Source organism: Enterobacter cloacae complex sp. 2022EL-00981, assembly GCF_028737495.1.
In the GTDB taxonomy this organism is placed as follows: domain Bacteria; phylum Pseudomonadota; class Gammaproteobacteria; order Enterobacterales; family Enterobacteriaceae; genus Enterobacter; species Enterobacter cloacae.
The window spans coordinates 25981-43952 of record NZ_JAQZRK010000038.1; the positions used below are offsets into that span (position 1 = coordinate 25981).

Here is a 17972-nt window from a genome sequence, read left to right on the forward strand (position 1 = left end):
AATTCATCAGTCGTGTTTGTTCATTTTCGGAATGCGCTCCTGAGGGAGAAAGTTAACGCCGATAAGGATAGCGGTAATATGTTGACCATTTCAAGATTAAATTTTCACCCGCACGCCATAAAAAAAACCCGCCGAAGCGGGTTTTTAGCCTGTACATGCCCGGCGGGCACATTACTGCAGCAGCGAGATATCCGCCACGCGCAGGAACAGCTCACGCAGTTTTTCGAGCATAGAGAGACGGTTAATACGCAGATCTTTATCTTCCACGTTGACCATCACTTTTTCGAAGAAGGCGTCGATAACGTCACGCAGTTCCGCCAGTTCTACCAGCGCTTCCTGATAACGGCCTTCTGCGAAGTATGGCTCCAGCTTGTCACGCAGCACCACAACCTGCATCGCCAGGGCGATCTCTTCCGGCTCTTTCAGCGTCGCTGCGTTCACACGCTCGTTCAGCGTTTCGTCAGATTTCGCCAGAATGTTGGAGACACGCTTGTTCGCCGCCGCCAGGGCAGATGCCGCTTCCAGCGTACGGAAGTGAGAAACCGCCTTCATACGCGCATCGAAGTCAGCCGGACGCGTTGGACGACGCGCCAGCACCGCCTGAATGGTATCCACGGTGTAACCTTCGTCCTGATACCACGCGCGGAAGCGACCGAGCATAAAGTCGATCACGTCATCCACCACGTTGGCATTGGTCAGCTTGTCACCGTACAGACGCACCGCTTCTTCAGTCAGAGTCTGCAGATCGAGGTTCAGGTTCTTCTCAACGATGATACGCAGCACGCCCAGCGCCGCACGACGCAGCGCGAACGGGTCTTTGTCGCCTTTTGGATGCTGGCCGATACCGAAGATCCCCGCCAGGGTATCCATTTTATCGGCAATCGCGACCGCACAGGCAACCGGGTTAGACGGCAGTTCATCGCCAGCAAAGCGCGGCTGATACTGTTCGTTCAGGGCAACCGCCACATCTTCCGCTTCGCCATCGTGACGCGCGTAGTGCATACCCATAACGCCCTGGGTGTCGGTAAACTCGAACACCATGTTGGTCATCAGGTCGCACTTGGAGAGCAGACCCGCACGGGTGGCATGGTTAACGTCCGCGCCGATTTCACGGGCGATCCAGCCGGACAGCTCCGCGATACGGTCGGTCTTGTCGCGCAGCGTACCCAGCTGCTGCTGGAACAGCACGGTCTGCAGGCGCGGCAGGTTATCTTCCAGACGTTTTTTACGGTCGGTATTGAAGAAGAACTCCGCATCCGCCAGACGTGGACGCACCACTTTCTCGTTACCGGAGATAATCTGCTGCGGATCTTTCGATTCGATGTTCGCCACGAAGATAAAGTTTGGCAGCAGCTTGCCGTCGTTGGCATAAACCGGGAAGTATTTCTGGTCACCCTTCATGGTGTACACCAGCGCTTCTGCCGGAACCGCGAGGAATTTCTCTTCGAACTTCGCGGTCAGCACAACCGGCCATTCCACCAGCGAGGTGACCTCTTCCAGCAGGCTGTCGCTCAGGTCAGCGTTACCGCCAATCTTGCGCGCCGCCTCTTCAGCGTCGGCTTTGATTTTAGCTTTACGCTGTTCGTAGTCAGCAATGACTTTACCGCGCTCCAGCAGGATCTGCGGATACTGGTCGGCATTGTCGATGGTGAACTCTGGCTCGCCCATAAAGCGGTGGCCGCGAATGACGCGATCGGACGCCACGCCCAGAATGGTCGCCGGAATAACGGTGTCGCCCAGCAGCAGGGTCACGGTGTGAACCGGACGCACGAAGTGTACGTCGGACGCACCCCAGCGCATCAGCTTAGGAATCGGCAGCTTAGCCAGCGAAGTGGCGATCATGTTTGGCAGCAGTGCTTCGGCGCGTTCACCTTTTACGTGAGCGCGATACAGCAGCCATTCGCCTTTGTCAGTGGTCAGACGCTCGGCCTGGTCAACGGTAATACCGCAACCGCGCGCCCAGCCTTCTGCCGCTTTGCTTGGCTTGCCTTCCGCGTCGAACGCCTGGGCAATCGCCGGGCCACGTTTTTCCACTTCACGATCCGGCTGAGACGCCGCCAGGTTCGCCACTTTCAGCGCCAGACGACGCGGAGCAGCAAACCACTCAATTTTACCGTGCGCCAGGCCAGCGTTATCCAGCTCGGCAGTCACGTTCGCAGCAAAAGATTCAGCCAGGCTGCGCAGGGCTTTTGGTGGCAGCTCTTCGGTGCCAATTTCCACCAGGAAAGTTTTCTCAGACATGGCCGCCTCTTATTTGTTTCGGTTGCACATCGGGAAGCCAAGGGCTTCACGGGACGCATAGTAAGCTTCTGCAACGGCTTTGGTCAGGGTACGAATACGCAGAATGTAGCGCTGACGTTCAGTCACGGAGATCGCTTTGCGGGCGTCCAGCAGGTTGAAGCTGTGGGCGGCCTTCAAAATACGCTCGTAGGCAGGCAGCGGCAGCGGAGTCTCCAGCGCCAGCAGTTGCTGCGCTTCTTTCTCGTACTGCTCGAAGCAGGTGAACAGGAAGTCCACATCCGCGTATTCGAAGTTATAGGTGGATTGCTCCACTTCGTTCTGATGGAACACGTCGCCGTAAGTGGTTTTACCCAGCGGGCCGTCGCTCCAGACCAGGTCGTAAACGCTGTCTACGCCCTGAATGTACATTGCCAGACGTTCCAGACCATAGGTGATTTCACCGGTGATCGGCTTACATTCCAGACCGCCAACCTGCTGGAAGTAGGTAAACTGGGTCACTTCCATGCCGTTCAGCCACACTTCCCAACCCAGACCCCAGGCACCCAGCGTTGGGTTTTCCCAGTTATCTTCCACGAAACGAATGTCGTGAATGGTCGGATCCATACCCAGCTCTTTCAGTGACCCAAGGTACAGTTCCTGAATATTGTCTGGCGATGGCTTAATGACCACCTGGAACTGATAGTAGTGCTGCAGACGGTTTGGGTTTTCGCCGTAACGGCCATCGGTCGGACGACGGGAAGGCTGCACATAAGCAGTCGCCATTGGCTCTGGCCCCAACGCGCGTAAGCTGGTCATCGGGTGTGAGGTGCCTGCGCCGACTTCCATGTCCAAAGGTTGAACAATGGTGCAGCCCTGGCGAGCCCAGTAATCCTGTAAGGTCAGGATCAGGCCCTGGAAGGTCTTGGTATCAAACTTTTGCATAGTATTTCGTGCTGGATACGTGTGGTTTTAAATGGAAGGGACCAGTATACCCGCTGGCTGCAAGATATACAGTACGAAACGGGGTTGTTTAGGGAAAATTGGGAAATAAGCGTCGAGCCAGAACGCGGCGAGCGTCTGGCTGTCGATTATGCGAGCAGATTAGCGCATGGAGAGATGTAAAAACTGGCCGTCCGCATCAAACGAGCAGACAAAGCCCTCTTTACGAGAGGTATGGCCCCGAAGCTCATAGCTGCCCTGAAAACGCTCAAAGCCGGTGACATCAATTTTCTGGGTATCCAGGTTATAGCGGTGAGCCGCCTGATCTTTACACAGCTGTTCCATATTCAGCGAACGTTCCGGGCTCATTTTGCCCTGCTGCGCTTTTTGCGCAGGTGCTTCCTGAGGCGTACTGCATCCGGCCAGTACCACCAGCAGAAAGAGTGACCCCACACGCTTCATCATCATTTTTATTACCGACCCGGTCAGTGGCTGTTATTTTTAGTAGCAAAGCTTTTATAGATTACGGTCTGGCATTCTGCGAATCTCGCGATGGCCAGACAAGTCCGCGTTATAAAACTCAGATTTTTCCAAGGAAAGACTTTTACACAATAGCAGTCACACTCTATTTACAGGGAAAAAGAGGAACTGATGCAGTCAAAAATTAGCTGGATTGATAATCTGCGAGGAATAGCGTGTCTGATGGTGGTGATGATCCACACGACGACCTGGTATGTTACGAACGCACACAGTATCAGCCCTGTTAACTGGGATGTCGCGAATATTCTCAACTCCGCGTCGCGTGTCAGCGTTCCGCTGTTCTTTATGATTTCCGGCTTTCTCTTTTTTGGCGAGCGTAGCGCACAACCGCGACATTTTATTCGTATCGCCGCGTGTCTCGGCTTTTATAGCGCCGTCGCGCTGATTTACATCACGCTGTTTACCTCCATTAGCCCCGGCCTGTCACTCAAATATCTGCTGCAAAAGCCGGTGTTTTACCACCTGTGGTTTTTCTTCGCCATTATCGTTATCTACCTGGTATCACCGTTGATTCAGGTAAAAAACGTCAGCGGAAAGATGCTCCTGGCGCTGATGGTGGTGATAGGCATCATCGCCAACCCGAATACCGTCTCACAAAAAATCGACGGTTTTGAGTGGCTACCGGTAAACCTCTACATCAATGGCGATACGTTTTACTACGTGCTCTACGGCATGCTGGGGCGCGCCATCGGGATGATGGATACCCAAAAGCGGGGTATCAGCTGGCTATGTGGCGCGTTGTTTATCATCGGGGTGATTATCATTTCACGCGGGACGCTGCATGAGCTGCAATGGCGCGGCAATTTTGCCGATACATGGTATCTGTACTGCGGGCCGATGGTCTTCATTTGTGCCGTTTCCCTGCTGACGCTCGTTAAAAACACCCTGAACGCGCGCCCTCTTCCCGTGCTGGGTTTTATCTCGCGACACTCGCTGGGGATTTATGGTTTTCACGCGCTGGTGATCCACGCACTACGCACGAGAGGCGTTGAACTCAAAAGCTGGCCAGTGCTGGATATCGTCTGGATTTTCTCCGTCACACTGGTCGTGAGCCTGTTGCTGTCGATGCTGCTACAGAAGCTAGACACCCGCCGCTTCGTCAGTTGACGACGCGCTGTCGGGCCCGATGAAACTGGCGCGGGGAGGAAAACCCTGCCGCCAGTGAGGCCTGCTCCACGCCGCGCCCCTGCAATAGCCATTGCTCCGCCACCGCCAGACGCAGCTGCTCCAGGTAATCGCGAACGCTTATCCCCAAATGCGTCTGGAAAAGACGGGTTAAATGGCGCGGGCTGACATGCGCCAGCGCGGCAATATCCGGCACGTTCCACGCTTTTTGCGGGTCTGCGGTGAGCGCATCCTGAGCACGGTGGATAGCCGGATGAAGATGATTGCGATAGCGTAACCATGGCGATAGCTGCGGATCGTCCCCGGACCGACGGAACCAGACCACCATCTCGCGTGCCACGGCCAGCGCCTTTTCTGGCCCGCACAGACGGTTAATCATATGCAGCGCCAGGTCGATACCCGAGGTGATCCCTGCGCTGGTCCAGACATTCTCATCCTGCACGAATATCCGGTTCTCTTTGATCGTCGCCGTGGGGGCGGCAGCGCGTAAACGGTCGATAACCTCATGATGCGTTGTGCACTGCCGGTTGTTCAGCAACCCTGATTTTGCTGCCAGCAAAGCCCCTGAGCAGACGCACATCACGGTGATATCCTGACGCTGAATAGCTGGCTGCAGGCGCATCAGCCAGTGCTGGATCTGCATCGCCTGCGGCGTAGAAAACTGAACGCGGGAGTCGCTTACACCAGGCAGAACCAGCAGGCTCCCTTCCGGAAGCCTTTCCGGTAATGGCGCGATACCGCTCATCATCAAACCAATCGACGTTTGCACCTCAGGTTGCGGGCCAATGTAATGCAGACGAAACGCATCGCCTGCCAGGACAAAGGTTTCTGCCGGGCCAGTCATGTCTAATGACAACACCCCGGGCAACATAACGAACCAAACGTCGATGCGCATTACAGTGACTCCAGCGTCTCCGCTACCGTTTTAATCGCGGCAAATCGCCCTGACAGTACCGTTTCGGTACGATGACGAATTTCCGCAGCGCTAAGGGTTACGCCCTTGTACGTCATAGGAAACGTGAGCATTGCCTCGCTAACAAAGGTCACAGCATAACCCAGATCGGATGCCACCCGTGCGGTGGTTTCGCAGCACTGTTCAGTGCGAATACCGCATAGGATCAGCTGGTTGATATCACGCTCGCGCAGCCAGCGATCCAGGCCCGTATCCGTGAAGGCATTATGAACATGTTTCTGGAAAACCACATCCGGCTGATGACGTAAAAAGGCCATCGGTTTGACATAGCCGCTTTGCAGTGAGAAAGGGCCTTTTTCATCCACATGGAAAATATCAACGACGGGAATACCGCGCGACTGGCAGCCTTCTGTCAGCCCCAGCATTGCCTGCTGAAAGGCCGAAACATCTTGCTCCTGCCAGTAATCGCGGTGATGAAAAGACTGTTGGGTATCGATGTTGATTAATGCAATACGTGACATGATGGTGCTCCTCGCCAGTGGGTATAAATACATACTGGCGAGGAAACAGGCACGCGGACAGACCAAAAAAGGACATCCTCATGCCTCTGACAGACAATCACGCTTATGACATCAGCGGCAGCAACTGCTGATAGATTTTGCGGAACACATCGCGCCTTTCAGCATATCGCGCGTGGCGAGTTGCGTCGGGCAGATGAGCCTGTTCCAGCGTGAGCTGTGGCAACAGTTGCGAAAGCGGTTTTTCCGGGTTCATGGCTATCTGCGCCAGCCGCGCGGCACCCAGCGCCGGGCCCACATCGCCCCCGGTACGATAGTCCAGCTGCAATCCACTGATATCAGAGAGCATCTGGCGCCAGTAGCTGCTGCGTGCGCCGCCGCCGATCAGGGTGATGCTTGCTGGTTTCAGGCCGCAGTCATGCACCACGTCCATTCCATCCGCCAGCGCATAGCCCACGCCTTCCAGAACCGCACGCGCCAGTTCCGCAGGACCGTGCTGATGGGTTAAGCCAAAAAATACCCCTTTCGCTTCCGGGTTGTTGTGCGGTGTACGCTCACCGGAGAGATACGGTAAAAACCAGACGGTACCAGCGTTTTCATCCGCCTGCTGTGCTGCGGTAATCAATGCCGGAACATCGGCCATCCCGGTCAGCTTCGCCGCCCAGTCCAGGCAAGAAGCTGCACTGAGCATCACCGACATCAAATGCCATTTTCCTGGCAGCGCATGGCAAAAACTGTGCACCGCGCTTTCCGGGTTGCTGCGATATCCGTCGCTGACGGCAAAATAGACGCCAGAGGTGCCGAGAGACAGCATGGCCTGGCCCGCATCAACCATGCCGACACCCACGGCGCCCGCCGCATTATCCCCGCCGCCAGCCACCACCGGCACAGCAGGCATATTCCAGCGTTCCGCTATGGCGGACTGTAAGGTGCCGGTAATTTCGCTGCCTTCAAAGAGTGCGGGCATATGCTCACGGGTGAGATGACAGGCATCCAGCATCGCCTCGCTCCAGTCGCGTTTCGCCACGTCGAGCCACATGGTGCCGGCGGCGTCGGACATGTCGCTGGCAAAATCCCCCGTCATGCGAAAACGCAGATAATCTTTTGGCAGTAAGACCTTCGCCACCTGACGGAAAATCTCCGGCTCATGGCGTTGCACCCAGAGAAGCTTCGGCGCGGTGAAGCCGGGCATCATCAGGTTGCCGGTGATGTCACGGGACGCAGGCACTCGCTCTTCAAGGAGTGCGCACTCTTCCGCACAGCGGCCATCGTTCCAGAGGATCGCAGGGCGCAGCACGCGATGCTGGCTGTCCAGCAGCGTAGCGCCGTGCATCTGTCCGGCGATACCCAGCGCGGTGACCTCACGCAAACTGTGCTGTTCACCTAACCCCTTGATTGCGCGATCCGTCGCTTGCCACCACTGCTCCGGATCCTGTTCCGACCATAACGGATGCGGACGCGAAACCTGCAGTTTTTCAGTCTGCGTTGCCAACACGTCACCCTGCTCGCTTAAGAGGATGGCTTTCACACCCGATGTGCCAAGATCAATCCCGATATACATTGTGGTGGCTCCTTTGACAGAAATGCCCGGTGGCGCTTCCGCTTACCGGGCCTACGTTTTTACTTGTCGAACAAATAGTGATTGACCAGATTTTCCAGCAGTTCCTGGTGTCCGCTCTGGTGCTGTGGCGCCAGCTGATGTTGTTCAGCGTACTTCGCGATTTCCGCAAGCGATAACTGGCCTTTCAAAATTTGCTGGCCCAGCTCACTGTTCCAGCCGCTGTAACGCTTCGCGACACGTTTATCCAGCTCACCGTCTTCAATCATGCGCGCAGCGACTTTCAGCGCCAGCGCCATGGTATCCATCGCGCCAATGTGGCCGTAGAACAGATCGTATTTATCGGTGCTCTGACGACGCACTTTGGCGTCAAAGTTCAGGCCGCCGGTAGTGAAACCACCCGCTTTGATGATTTCATACATCACCAGCGCATTCTCTTCCACGCTGTTCGGGAACTGGTCGGTATCCCAGCCCAGCTGCGCATCACCACGGTTAGCATCGACCGAGCCGAAGATGCCCAGCGCAATGGCAGACGCAATTTCGTGATGGAAAGAGTGACCCGCCAGGGTGGCATGGTTGGCTTCAATGTTAACTTTAATCTCTTTTTCCAGGCCGAACTGCTTCAGGAAGCCGTACACGGTCGCGACGTCGTAATCGTACTGATGCTTGGTTGGTTCCTGTGGCTTCGGTTCAATCAGCAGCGTGCCGCGGAAACCGATTTTATGCTTATGCTCAACCACCATCTGCATGAAGCGGCCAATCTGCTCGCGCTCCTGACGCAGATCGGTATTCAGCAGGGTTTCATAACCCTCACGTCCGCCCCACAGAACATAGTTCTCGCCGCCCAACTGATGCGTGGCGTTCATTGCGGTCACGACCTGCGTGGCCGCCCAGCTAAATACTTCTGGATCCGGGTTTGTTGCTGCCCCGGCACCATAGCGAGGGTTCGTGAAGCAGTTAGCCGTGCCCCACAGCAGCTTCACGCCACTTTGCTGCTGCTTCGCCGCCAGCACATCCACCATCTGCGCAAAGTTGTTCAGGTACTCTTTCAGCGATGCGCCTTCCGGCGACACATCCACGTCATGGAAGCAGTAATACGGCACGTTCAGCTTGTGGAAGAATTCAAATGCCACATCCGCTTTGCGCTTCGCCAGCTCGATAGCCTCTCCCGGCTGTTGCCACGGGCGGTCAAAGGAACCCACACCGAACATATCGGCGCCGTTCCAGCAGAAGGTATGCCAGTAACAGGCGGCAAAGCGCAGATGATCTTCCATGCGCTTACCCAGCACCAGCTCATCCGGGTTGTAGTGACGAAATGCTAAAGGATTGGTCGTTTTCGGGCCTTCGTAACGAACACGATCGAGTTGGTCGAAATAAGCTTGCATATTGAGCTCCATAATCAGGGTATGCGGCGAGTCGTTGATACAGGAGTAATAGTGAATAGACATTTTGGGTTGCTCAATTACGTTATTTCACACTGCTATTGAGAGAATGCGCAACTGTGCGCTGGCTCGCAAAATAATGCGCAAGCAAACTATTTTTCGGCGCAGATTCCATAATCAAATGTAATTAAGACCTTACGTATTTTAAAATCCGATCGCGGTCATAAATTCAGAAATAAACCAAATATCGTAATGAGAAGATAAAAATCTGTAATTGCCAGCCCGCCTTTCCGCGTTAAAAATTTGCTGCGTCTAAGCAGTGAATGTTTCTTTTATCTCAGCAACACATACCCCTACAAAAGGCCTAATAATTATGAAGATAAAGAACCTTACCCTAACGCTCTGCACTACTCTCCTCCTTGCAAGCTTTGCAGGACATGCCAAAGAGGTCAAAATTGGCATGGCGATTGACGACCTGCGTCTGGAGCGCTGGCAAAAAGATCGCGATATTTTTGTAAAAAAAGCGGAATCACTTGGCGCAAGTGTGTTTGTGCAGTCTGCAAATGGCAACGAAGAAACGCAGATGTCGCAAATTGAGAATATGATTAACCGTGGCGTTGATGTACTGGTCATTATCCCTTATAACGGCCAGGTATTAAGTAACGTCGTGAAAGAAGCGAAGCAAGAAGGGATTAAAGTTCTGGCGTATGACCGCATGATTAATAATGCGGACATTGATTATTATATTTCGTTCGACAATGAAAAAGTGGGCGAACTGCAGGCAAAAAGCCTGGTCGATAAAGTGCCGCAGGGCAATTATTTCCTGATGGGCGGCTCACCGGTGGATAACAACGCCAAACTGTTCCGTGAAGGCCAGATGAAAGTCCTCAAGCCGTATATCGACAGCGGCAAGATTAAAGTGGTTGGCGATCAATGGGCGGACGGCTGGTTGCCTGAAAACGCGCTAAAAATTATGGAAAACGCGCTAACCGCGAACAACAACAAAATTGATGCCGTCGTCGCCTCCAACGACGCCACCGCCGGGGGTGCCATTCAGGCGCTGAGCGCGCAGGGGCTGGCCGGGAAAGTGGCCATTTCAGGCCAGGATGCGGATCTCGCCGGTGTAAAACGCATCATTGCGGGCACCCAGACCATGACAGTGTATAAGCCCATCACTGAACTGGCCAACACGGCTGCAGAGATCGCCGTAGAGCTGGGGAACGGTAAACAACCGAAAGCCGACGCGACGCTGAACAACGGTCTGAAAGATGTGCCGGCACGCCTGCTCACGCCAATTGAAGTCAATAAAGAGAACATTGACGCCACCGTTATCAAAGACGGTTTCCACAAGAAGAGTGAACTGTAATCCAGCGCAGCCCCTGCCCTGCGGGGGCGCATCGACTTGTACTGTTTTTACCTCGGGTCATGTGGAGCAGTTATGCCTTATTTACTTGAAATGAAGAGCATCACCAAGCGTTTTGGCGCGGTGAAAGCGGTCGATAACGTGAGCCTGCGGCTAAATCCTGGTGAAGTGGTTTCGCTCTGCGGCGAAAACGGTTCGGGTAAGTCGACGCTTATGAAAGTGTTGTGCGGGATCTATCCGCATGGCAGCTACGAAGGTGAAATTGTCTTTGCCGGCGAGGTCATTCAGGCCACCCACATTCGCGATACTGAACGTAAGGGTATCGCCATCATTCACCAGGAGCTGGCGCTGGTGAAGCATCTCACCGTGCTGGAGAACATTTTCCTCGGGGCCGAAATTTCGCGCCACGGCGTGCTGGATTACGACACCATGACGCTACGCTGTGAAAAACTGCTGGCGCAGGTCAGTCTGGCCATTTCGCCGGATACCCGCGTGGGAGACCTGGGTCTGGGGCAGCAACAGCTGGTTGAAATCGCTAAGGCGCTGAACAAACAGGTCAGGCTGCTGATCCTCGACGAACCCACGGCCTCTCTCACCGAACAGGAAACGGCCGTCCTGCTGGATATCATCCGCGATCTGCAAAATCACGGTATCGCCTGCATCTACATTTCTCACAAACTCAACGAGGTCAAAGCCATTTCGGACACCATCTGCGTGATCCGCGATGGTCAACACATCGGCACACGCGAAGCCGAAGGCATGAGCGAGGATGACATCATCACCATGATGGTGGGCCGCGAACTGACGGCGCTCTACCCGAATGAACCTCACACAACGGGTGATGAAGTGTTACGCGTAGAAAACCTGACCGCGTGGCACCCGGTAAATCGCCATATCAAACGCGTAAACAACATCTCCTTTTCCCTGCACCGGGGTGAAATTCTCGGTGTTGCCGGGCTCGTCGGCGCCGGACGTACTGAAGCCGTGCAGTGCCTGTTCGGCGTCTGGCCAGGGCGCTGGGAAGGCACGGTTTATATTGATGGCAAGCCGGTGAAAATCGACAACTGCCAGCAGGCAATTGCCCACGGAATTGCCATGGTGCCGGAAGACCGCAAAAAAGACGGCATCGTGCCGGTGATGGCGGTGGGTAAAAACATCACGCTCGCGGCACTCGATCAGTTCTCCGGCGCGCTGAGCAGCCTTGATGATGCCGCAGAGCAGCAGTGCATTTTGCAATCTCTCGCCCGCCTCAAAGTGAAAACATCCTCACCGGAACTGGCCATTGGGCGCCTGAGCGGAGGCAACCAGCAAAAAGCCATTCTGGCGCGCTGTCTGCTCCTCAATCCACGCATCTTGATCCTGGATGAGCCGACGCGCGGCATTGATATCGGTGCAAAGTACGAAATCTACAAACTGATTAATCAGCTTGTACAGCAAGGGATCGCCGTCATTGTCATCTCCTCTGAATTACCCGAAGTGCTCGGCCTGAGCGACCGTGTGCTGGTCATGCACGAGGGCAAACTGAAAGCCAATCTGATTAACCAGAACCTGACGCAGGAGCAGGTGATGGAAGCCGCTTTAAGGAGCGAACGTCATGTCGAAAAGCAATCCGTCTGATATCAAAGTCGCTGTTCAGACGCCCGGCGCATTCGCGGGGTTAAAAGCGCTGAACCTGCAGGTATTCGTGATGATCGCGGCCATTATCGCCATCATGCTGTTTTTTACCTGGATGACCGATGGCTCCTACCTGAGCGCGCGTAACGTCTCTAACCTGCTGCGCCAGACTGCCATCACCGGCATTCTGGCCGTGGGCATGGTCTTCGTCATTATTTCGGCGGAAATCGACCTGTCGGTGGGGTCGATGATGGGCCTGCTCGGCGGCGTCGCGGCCATTTTTGACGTCTGGCTCGGCTGGCCGCTGCCGCTGACCGTGGCGGTGACGCTGGTATTAGGTCTGGTGCTGGGTGCCTGGAACGGCTGGTGGGTTGCCTACCGGAAGGTCCCGTCGTTCATTGTTACTCTGGCAGGAATGCTGGCCTTCCGCGGCGTATTGATTGGCATCACCAACGGCACCACCGTCTCTCCCACCAGCGCCGCCATGTCGCAGATTGGTCAGAGCTACCTCTCGGACAGCGTGGGCTTTACCATCGGCGTGGTCGGGCTGCTGGCGTTCGTGGCCTGGCAATGGCGTGGCCGTATGCGCCGTCAGTCGCTGGGGCTGGCCTCCTCCCCATCAACATCCGTGGTGGGACGTCAGGCACTGACTGCGGTGATCGTGCTCGGCGCGATTTGGCTCCTGAATGACTATCGCGGCGTCCCTACGCCAGTTCTCCTGCTGGCCCTCCTGCTGCTGGGCGGCATGTTTATGGCCACGCGCACCGCGTTTGGCCGCCGTATTTACGCCATCGGCGGTAACCTTGAGGCCGCCCGTCTGTCGGGCATTAACGTAGAGCGCACCAAACTGGCGGTCTTTGCCATTAACGGTCTGATGGTTGCTATCGCCGGGTTGATCCTCAGCTCGCGTCTCGGGGCGGGTTCCCCGTCAGCCGGGAACATTGCCGAACTGGATGCTATCGCCGCCTGTGTCATTGGCGGTACCAGCCTCGCGGGCGGTGTCGGCAGCGTGGCGGGTGCGGTGATGGGGGCATTTATCATGGCTTCGTTGGATAACGGGATGAGTATGATGGACGTCCCGACGTTTTGGCAGTATATCGTCAAGGGGGCCATTCTTTTGCTGGCAGTGTGGATGGACTCTGCCACCAAGCGGCGTACCTGATAACCGTATTGTGACTTATTTGGGAAGCGAGCCATGTTTGAAAAGCGTCACCGCATTACGTTGTTATTCAATGCCAACAAAGCTTACGACCGACAGGTGGTAGAGGGCGTTGGTGAATATTTGCAGGCGTCGCAATCTGAGTGGGATATCTTTATCGAAGAGGATTTCCGCACCCGACTCGAGAACATCAAAGACTGGCTGGGCGATGGCGTCATCGCTGACTATGACGACCCGGTCATTGAGCAGTTACTGACTGACGTCGACGTCCCGATTGTGGGCGTCGGCGGCTCTTACCATTCGCCCGAGCACTATCCTCCCGTCCACTATATCGCCACCGATAACCATGCGCTGGTTGAAAGCGCGTTTCTGCATTTAAAGGAGAAAGGCGTCCATCGCTTTGCGTTCTATGGTTTACCAGCCTCCAGCGGCAAGCGCTGGGCCGTTGAGCGCGAACACGCCTTTTGTCAGCTTGTCGCCCAGGAGAAGTACCGCGGCGTGGTCTATCAGGGGCTGGAAACCGCGCCGGAAAACTGGCAGCACGCGCAAAACCGTCTGGCTGACTGGCTGCAGACGCTGCCGCCGCAAACCGGCATTATTGCCGTGACGGACGCTCGCGCGCGTCACGTATTGCAGGTCTGCGAGCATTTGCACATTCCGGTGCCGGAGAAGCTGTGCGTGATTGGCATCGATAACGAAGAGCTGACCCGCTACCTTTCTCGCGTGGCCCTTTCCTCAGTGGCGCAGGGCACCCGACAGATGGGGTATCAGGCCGCAAAATTACTGCATCGTCTGCTGGATAACGAATCCCTGCCGCTTCAGCGCCTGCTGGTTCCCCCGGTCCGCGTGGTAGAACGTCGCTCAACGGATTACCGCTCCTTAAACGACCCGGCAGTCATTCAGGCGATGCACTTTATCCGCAACCACGCCTGCAAAGGTATCAAGGTCGATCAGGTGCTGGATTCCGTGGGTATTTCCCGTTCAAATCTGGAGAAGCGTTTTAAAGAGGAAGTGGGCGAAACCATTCATGCGGTCATTCACGCAGAGAAGCTGGAGAAAGCGCGCAGTTTGCTCATCTCCACGTCGCTGTCGATCAACGAAATCTCGCAGATGTGCGGCTATCCGTCGCTGCAGTATTTTTATTCGGTGTTCCGTAAAGAATACGACAACACGCCGAAAGAGTATCGGGAACGCCACAGCGAAGTCATGATGTAGAAAAGAAAACGCCTTCCAGTGGAAGGCGTTATTGGGATTACATATGGGCGGCGATAAGTCGCTGGTTATCCTGGTACATCGCAAACAGATAGTTGTTATAGCGCTGACCCTGGGTGGAATAACCTTTCAGCTTGTGGATCATCGTACTGGCCGTCACTTCCTGATCCGCTTTACGCAGCTGTGCGCGTGACTTACGGAACGACGAGTAGGCCGGATGGGTGTTCAGGTTTACCACATAGGCATTTACTGAGTCTTTCACCGATTCAAACTGCGAGTAGCCCTTCACCTTGCCCGGCGCATTTTTACAACGCCCCTTCACACACTTCATGCCGAAGAGGTTGTTGTTGTTGCGTGCCAGCTTCGAGGTGCCCCAGCCACTTTCGGCTGCAGCCATTGTCGCAACCATGCTGCCCGGGATGATGTCGACACGCTCAAGGAGCGAGTTCCACGGCACACGACGGGTGTTACCGTTCCAGCTTACCTTGTAGCGCTTTGCGATATCTTTCAGGCGCGCGCGCTCGGACGGCGTCCAGCGGCTATCGTACTGTTTGGCGATCAACCAGTTACGATCTGCCGTAATCGCGGCGTTTTGACTTGTGATGTAAGGCATTACTGTCCGGAGAAACGCTTTTTTCCTTGGTGTTCCGGAAGGGTATTTTCGCAAATCAGGAAGTGAACTACTCTTTGCACTATTGCGAGAATACTCTTGTTTACTGCTAACCTTACTGCTTGTCGTCTTTATTACGTGGGCTTTCTTACTCGTTGTATCCGTGTGCGTCTTTGCAAGCACCCCACCCGAAAATGTCGTGGTGAGTAACATGAGTATCGCGGCCCCATATCGTCGAATGGGAGTCGATATCATTAGGTCTCCTGGTCGGATATAAACATTCCAACACCTTATTTTTTTCACAAATTTGAGAGCGGAATCTCAAATCATATCAAAAATAGACTTCAAGAGCACGTATAGAAATAGTCCAATTCCGAAACTATGTCACCTTAAACGTGCTCACTTAAGCATCAATTCTGAAAATTTGTGTGCGATCTCGCAGATAACTGCCTAATTTTGCGCGGGATCACTCATCCTCTCGCGTCATCCTTGTAGAAAGCGCCGGGGGATGAGTTTTTACGCCTCACCTGATGGCACACTGGTCAAAAATGCCGCGACAGGAAGATGGAATGAAACGCACCGCCGTAGCTTTTCTGATGTTACCCGCACTGGCACACGCTGACTGGTCATCGCCGGGATTTAACGCATTCAGCGCCGAAGGCACCGGAATGTTCACCAGCCAGGCAAAGCTTGCGAAGGGTACGCGTCCTTTAACAGTGAGTTTTGACAACACGTGCTGGCAGCCAACAGAAGCGATAAAACTCAACGAGATGCTGTCGCTCAAACCGTGTGACGGCACGCCGCCGCAGTGGCGTCTGTTCCGCGACGGAGAGTACCAGATGCGTGTCGATACCCGTTCCGGCACGCCAACCCTGATGCTGACCATCAAGAGCGCAGCAGAACAACCGGTGGCAGACGTTATCCGCCAGTGCCCAAAATGGGATGGAAAACCCCTGACGCTGGAGGTGGGAAACACCTTCCCGGAAGGCTCCGTGGTGCGAGATTTCTACAGCAAACAAACCGCGACGGTGCAGCAGGGAAAAATTACCCTTCAGCCTGCCGCCAACAGCAACGGCCTGCTGCTGCTTGAGCGCGCCGAAACCGACAAACCCGCGCCGTTTAGCTGGCAAAACGCTACGGTCTATTTCGTGCTGACCGACCGCTTCGTGAATGGTGACCCCACGAATGACAACAGCTATGGCCGCCACAAAGACGGCATGCAGGAGATTGGCACTTTCCACGGCGGCGATCTGAAAGGGCTTGCGAGCAAGCTTGATTATCTGCAGCAACTAGGGGTAAACGCGCTCTGGATAAGCTCCCCGCTTGAGCAGATCCATGGCTGGGTCGGCGGTGGCACTAAAGGGGATTTCCCCCACTACGCCTACCATGGTTACTACACGCAGGACTGGACCAGGCTTGATGCCAATATGGGCACCGAAGATGATTTACGTCATCTCGTCGATGAAGCGCACAAGCGCGGCATCCGCATTCTGTTCGATATCGTCATGAACCATGTGGGTTACGCAACGCTTGCCGACATGCAGGAGTACCAGTTTGGCGCGCTCTATCTGCAGGATGATGAGCTGAAGAAGACGCTGGGTGAACGCTGGACCGACTGGAAGCCGGGCACGGGACAAAGCTGGCACAGCTTTAATGATTACATCAACTTCAGCGATAAAGCCGCATGGGAAAAATGGTGGGGTAAAAAATGGATCCGCACCGATATTGGCGATTACAACAACCCGGGCTTTGACGACCTGACCATGTCACTGGCGTTTTTACCCGACCTGAAAACGGAATCCACCACGCCGTCCGGTTTGCCAAACTTCTATCAGCACAAGCCCGATACCCAGGCAAAAGCTATCCCGGGATACACCCCGCGCGATTACCTGACCCACTGGCTCAGCCAGTGGGTACGCGAGTATGGCATTGACGGTTTCCGTGTTGATACGGCAAAACACGTGGAACTGGCGGCCTGGCAGCAGTTGAAGGACCAGGCAAGCCAGGCGCTGGCGGCCTGGAAAGGTGCTCACCCGGACAAAAAACTCGACAATGCGCCGTTCTGGATGACGGGTGAATCCTGGGGCCACGGGGTCATGCAGAGCGATTATTACCGCCACGGCTTCGATGCGATGATTAACTTCGATTATCAGGAGCAGGCGGCAAAAGCGGTGAACTGCCTGGCCGATATCGATCTGACCTGGCAGCAGATGGCGGAAAAACTGCAAAGCTTTAACGTTCTGAGCTATCTCTCTTCGCATGACACCCGCCTGTTCCGCGAAGGGGGCCAGCGCGCGGCAGAACTGCTGCTGTTAGCGCCAGGCAGCGTACAAATCTATTATGGGGATGAATCAGAGCGTCCGTTCGGGCCGACGGGTTCCGACCCTCTGCAGGGAACACGCTCGGATATGAACTGGCAGGATGTGACGGGCAAACAGGCGTTAACCGTCGCCCACTGGCAAACGCTGGGTCAGTTCCGCGCCCGCCATCCGGCGATAGGTGAAGGCAAGCAAACCACGCTTTCACTGAAAGAGGGGTATGGATTCGTACGTGAACATGATGGCGATAAAGTCATGGTCGTCTGGGCGGGGAACCAATAGCCCCCTCATCGCGGTTTTCTCCCTCTCCCTTACGGCTGAGGCATCCCCAGTAATTTTTTACCGGAAGCGATGAATGTTGCTTCAGGAAAATGAATGACTTACAGCGACGCCCTGGTCCGGCTGTAAATCGCTGAGGCGTTTCCTGCAGGCCGGGGCGAGGCGCATGGATGCGCCGAGAGGGCGGCTTTACAGGGACGTTACATCCGCCCGTCCCCGATA

The 17972-nt window shown here is 55.1% G+C and carries 14 protein-coding genes; 6 read left to right on the plus strand and 8 right to left on the minus strand.

The window, feature by feature from the left end:
- Positions 1-171 precede the first annotated feature (171 nt).
- From glyS to PUZ33_RS22490, 3 genes are all read right to left on the minus strand, one after another.
- Positions 172-2241: a glycine--tRNA ligase subunit beta gene (gene glyS, locus PUZ33_RS22480; RefSeq protein ID WP_013094970.1), complete on the minus strand. Its 2070-nt coding sequence runs from the start codon at positions 2239-2241 to the stop codon at positions 172-174.
- Between the two features lie 9 nt (positions 2242-2250).
- A complete protein-coding gene (gene glyQ / locus PUZ33_RS22485) occupies positions 2251-3162 on the minus strand; it encodes a glycine--tRNA ligase subunit alpha (RefSeq protein WP_003860141.1) in 912 nt (303 codons plus the stop codon).
- Between the two features lie 159 nt (positions 3163-3321).
- Complete coding sequence (locus PUZ33_RS22490) at positions 3322-3627, minus strand: YsaB family lipoprotein (RefSeq protein WP_023620070.1); 306 nt, start codon at positions 3625-3627, stop codon at positions 3322-3324.
- A gap of 183 nt (positions 3628-3810) precedes the next feature.
- Here PUZ33_RS22490 and PUZ33_RS22495 point away from each other — a divergent pair, with 183 nt between their 5' ends.
- On the plus strand, positions 3811-4806 hold the full coding sequence (locus PUZ33_RS22495) for an acyltransferase (RefSeq protein WP_013094968.1): 996 nt from the start codon (positions 3811-3813) through the stop codon (positions 4804-4806).
- On the opposite strand, the gene PUZ33_RS22500 is transcribed toward PUZ33_RS22495, so the two are convergent.
- From PUZ33_RS22500 to xylA, 4 genes are all read right to left on the minus strand, one after another.
- A complete protein-coding gene (locus tag PUZ33_RS22500) occupies positions 4799-5719 on the minus strand; it encodes a GlxA family transcriptional regulator (protein WP_058681638.1) in 921 nt (306 codons plus the stop codon). The two genes, PUZ33_RS22495 and PUZ33_RS22500, sit on opposite strands and share 8 nt — an antisense overlap.
- The gene (locus PUZ33_RS22505) at positions 5719-6258 is read right to left on the minus strand and encodes an isochorismatase family protein (RefSeq protein ID WP_058681637.1); all 540 of its coding nucleotides are present in this window, start codon (positions 6256-6258) and stop codon (positions 5719-5721) included. Before PUZ33_RS22505 ends, PUZ33_RS22500 begins: the two co-directional genes overlap by 1 nt.
- Positions 6259-6361: 103 nt before the next feature.
- The gene (xylB, locus tag PUZ33_RS22510) at positions 6362-7816 is read right to left on the minus strand and encodes a xylulokinase (protein ID WP_047024125.1); all 1455 of its coding nucleotides are present in this window, start codon (positions 7814-7816) and stop codon (positions 6362-6364) included.
- A 59-nt stretch (positions 7817-7875) separates the two neighbouring features.
- Positions 7876-9198 (minus strand): xylose isomerase, encoded by a 1323-nt coding sequence (xylA, locus tag PUZ33_RS22515; protein ID WP_014830210.1) that lies wholly within the window; start codon positions 9196-9198, stop codon positions 7876-7878.
- A 370-nt stretch (positions 9199-9568) separates the two neighbouring features.
- Here xylA and xylF point away from each other — a divergent pair, with 370 nt between their 5' ends.
- The 4 genes from xylF (at position 9569) to xylR (ending at position 14546) form a co-directional block, all read left to right on the plus strand.
- A complete protein-coding gene (gene xylF, locus PUZ33_RS22520; RefSeq protein WP_013094963.1) occupies positions 9569-10561 on the plus strand; it encodes a D-xylose ABC transporter substrate-binding protein in 993 nt (330 codons plus the stop codon).
- A gap of 72 nt (positions 10562-10633) precedes the next feature.
- Positions 10634-12175, plus strand: a complete 1542-nt coding sequence (locus tag PUZ33_RS22525; RefSeq protein WP_013094962.1) for a xylose ABC transporter ATP-binding protein — start codon at positions 10634-10636, stop codon at positions 12173-12175.
- Complete coding sequence (gene xylH / locus PUZ33_RS22530; RefSeq protein ID WP_020686536.1) at positions 12153-13334, plus strand: xylose ABC transporter permease XylH; 1182 nt, start codon at positions 12153-12155, stop codon at positions 13332-13334. Before PUZ33_RS22525 ends, xylH begins: the two co-directional genes overlap by 23 nt.
- 33 nt (positions 13335-13367) lie before the next feature.
- On the plus strand, positions 13368-14546 hold the full coding sequence (gene xylR, locus PUZ33_RS22535) for a D-xylose utilization transcriptional activator XylR (RefSeq protein ID WP_014830205.1): 1179 nt from the start codon (positions 13368-13370) through the stop codon (positions 14544-14546).
- Positions 14547-14583: 37 nt separating this feature from the next.
- Here the strand turns inward: xylR and PUZ33_RS22540 are convergent, their stop codons facing one another.
- Positions 14584-15408 (minus strand): protein bax, encoded by an 825-nt coding sequence (locus tag PUZ33_RS22540; RefSeq protein ID WP_014830204.1) that lies wholly within the window; start codon positions 15406-15408, stop codon positions 14584-14586.
- A gap of 314 nt (positions 15409-15722) precedes the next feature.
- Between PUZ33_RS22540 and PUZ33_RS22545 the strand changes: the two genes are divergently transcribed.
- Positions 15723-17753, plus strand: a complete 2031-nt coding sequence (locus tag PUZ33_RS22545; protein ID WP_058681636.1) for an alpha-amylase — start codon at positions 15723-15725, stop codon at positions 17751-17753.
- The last annotated feature ends 219 nt before the right edge of the window (positions 17754-17972 follow it).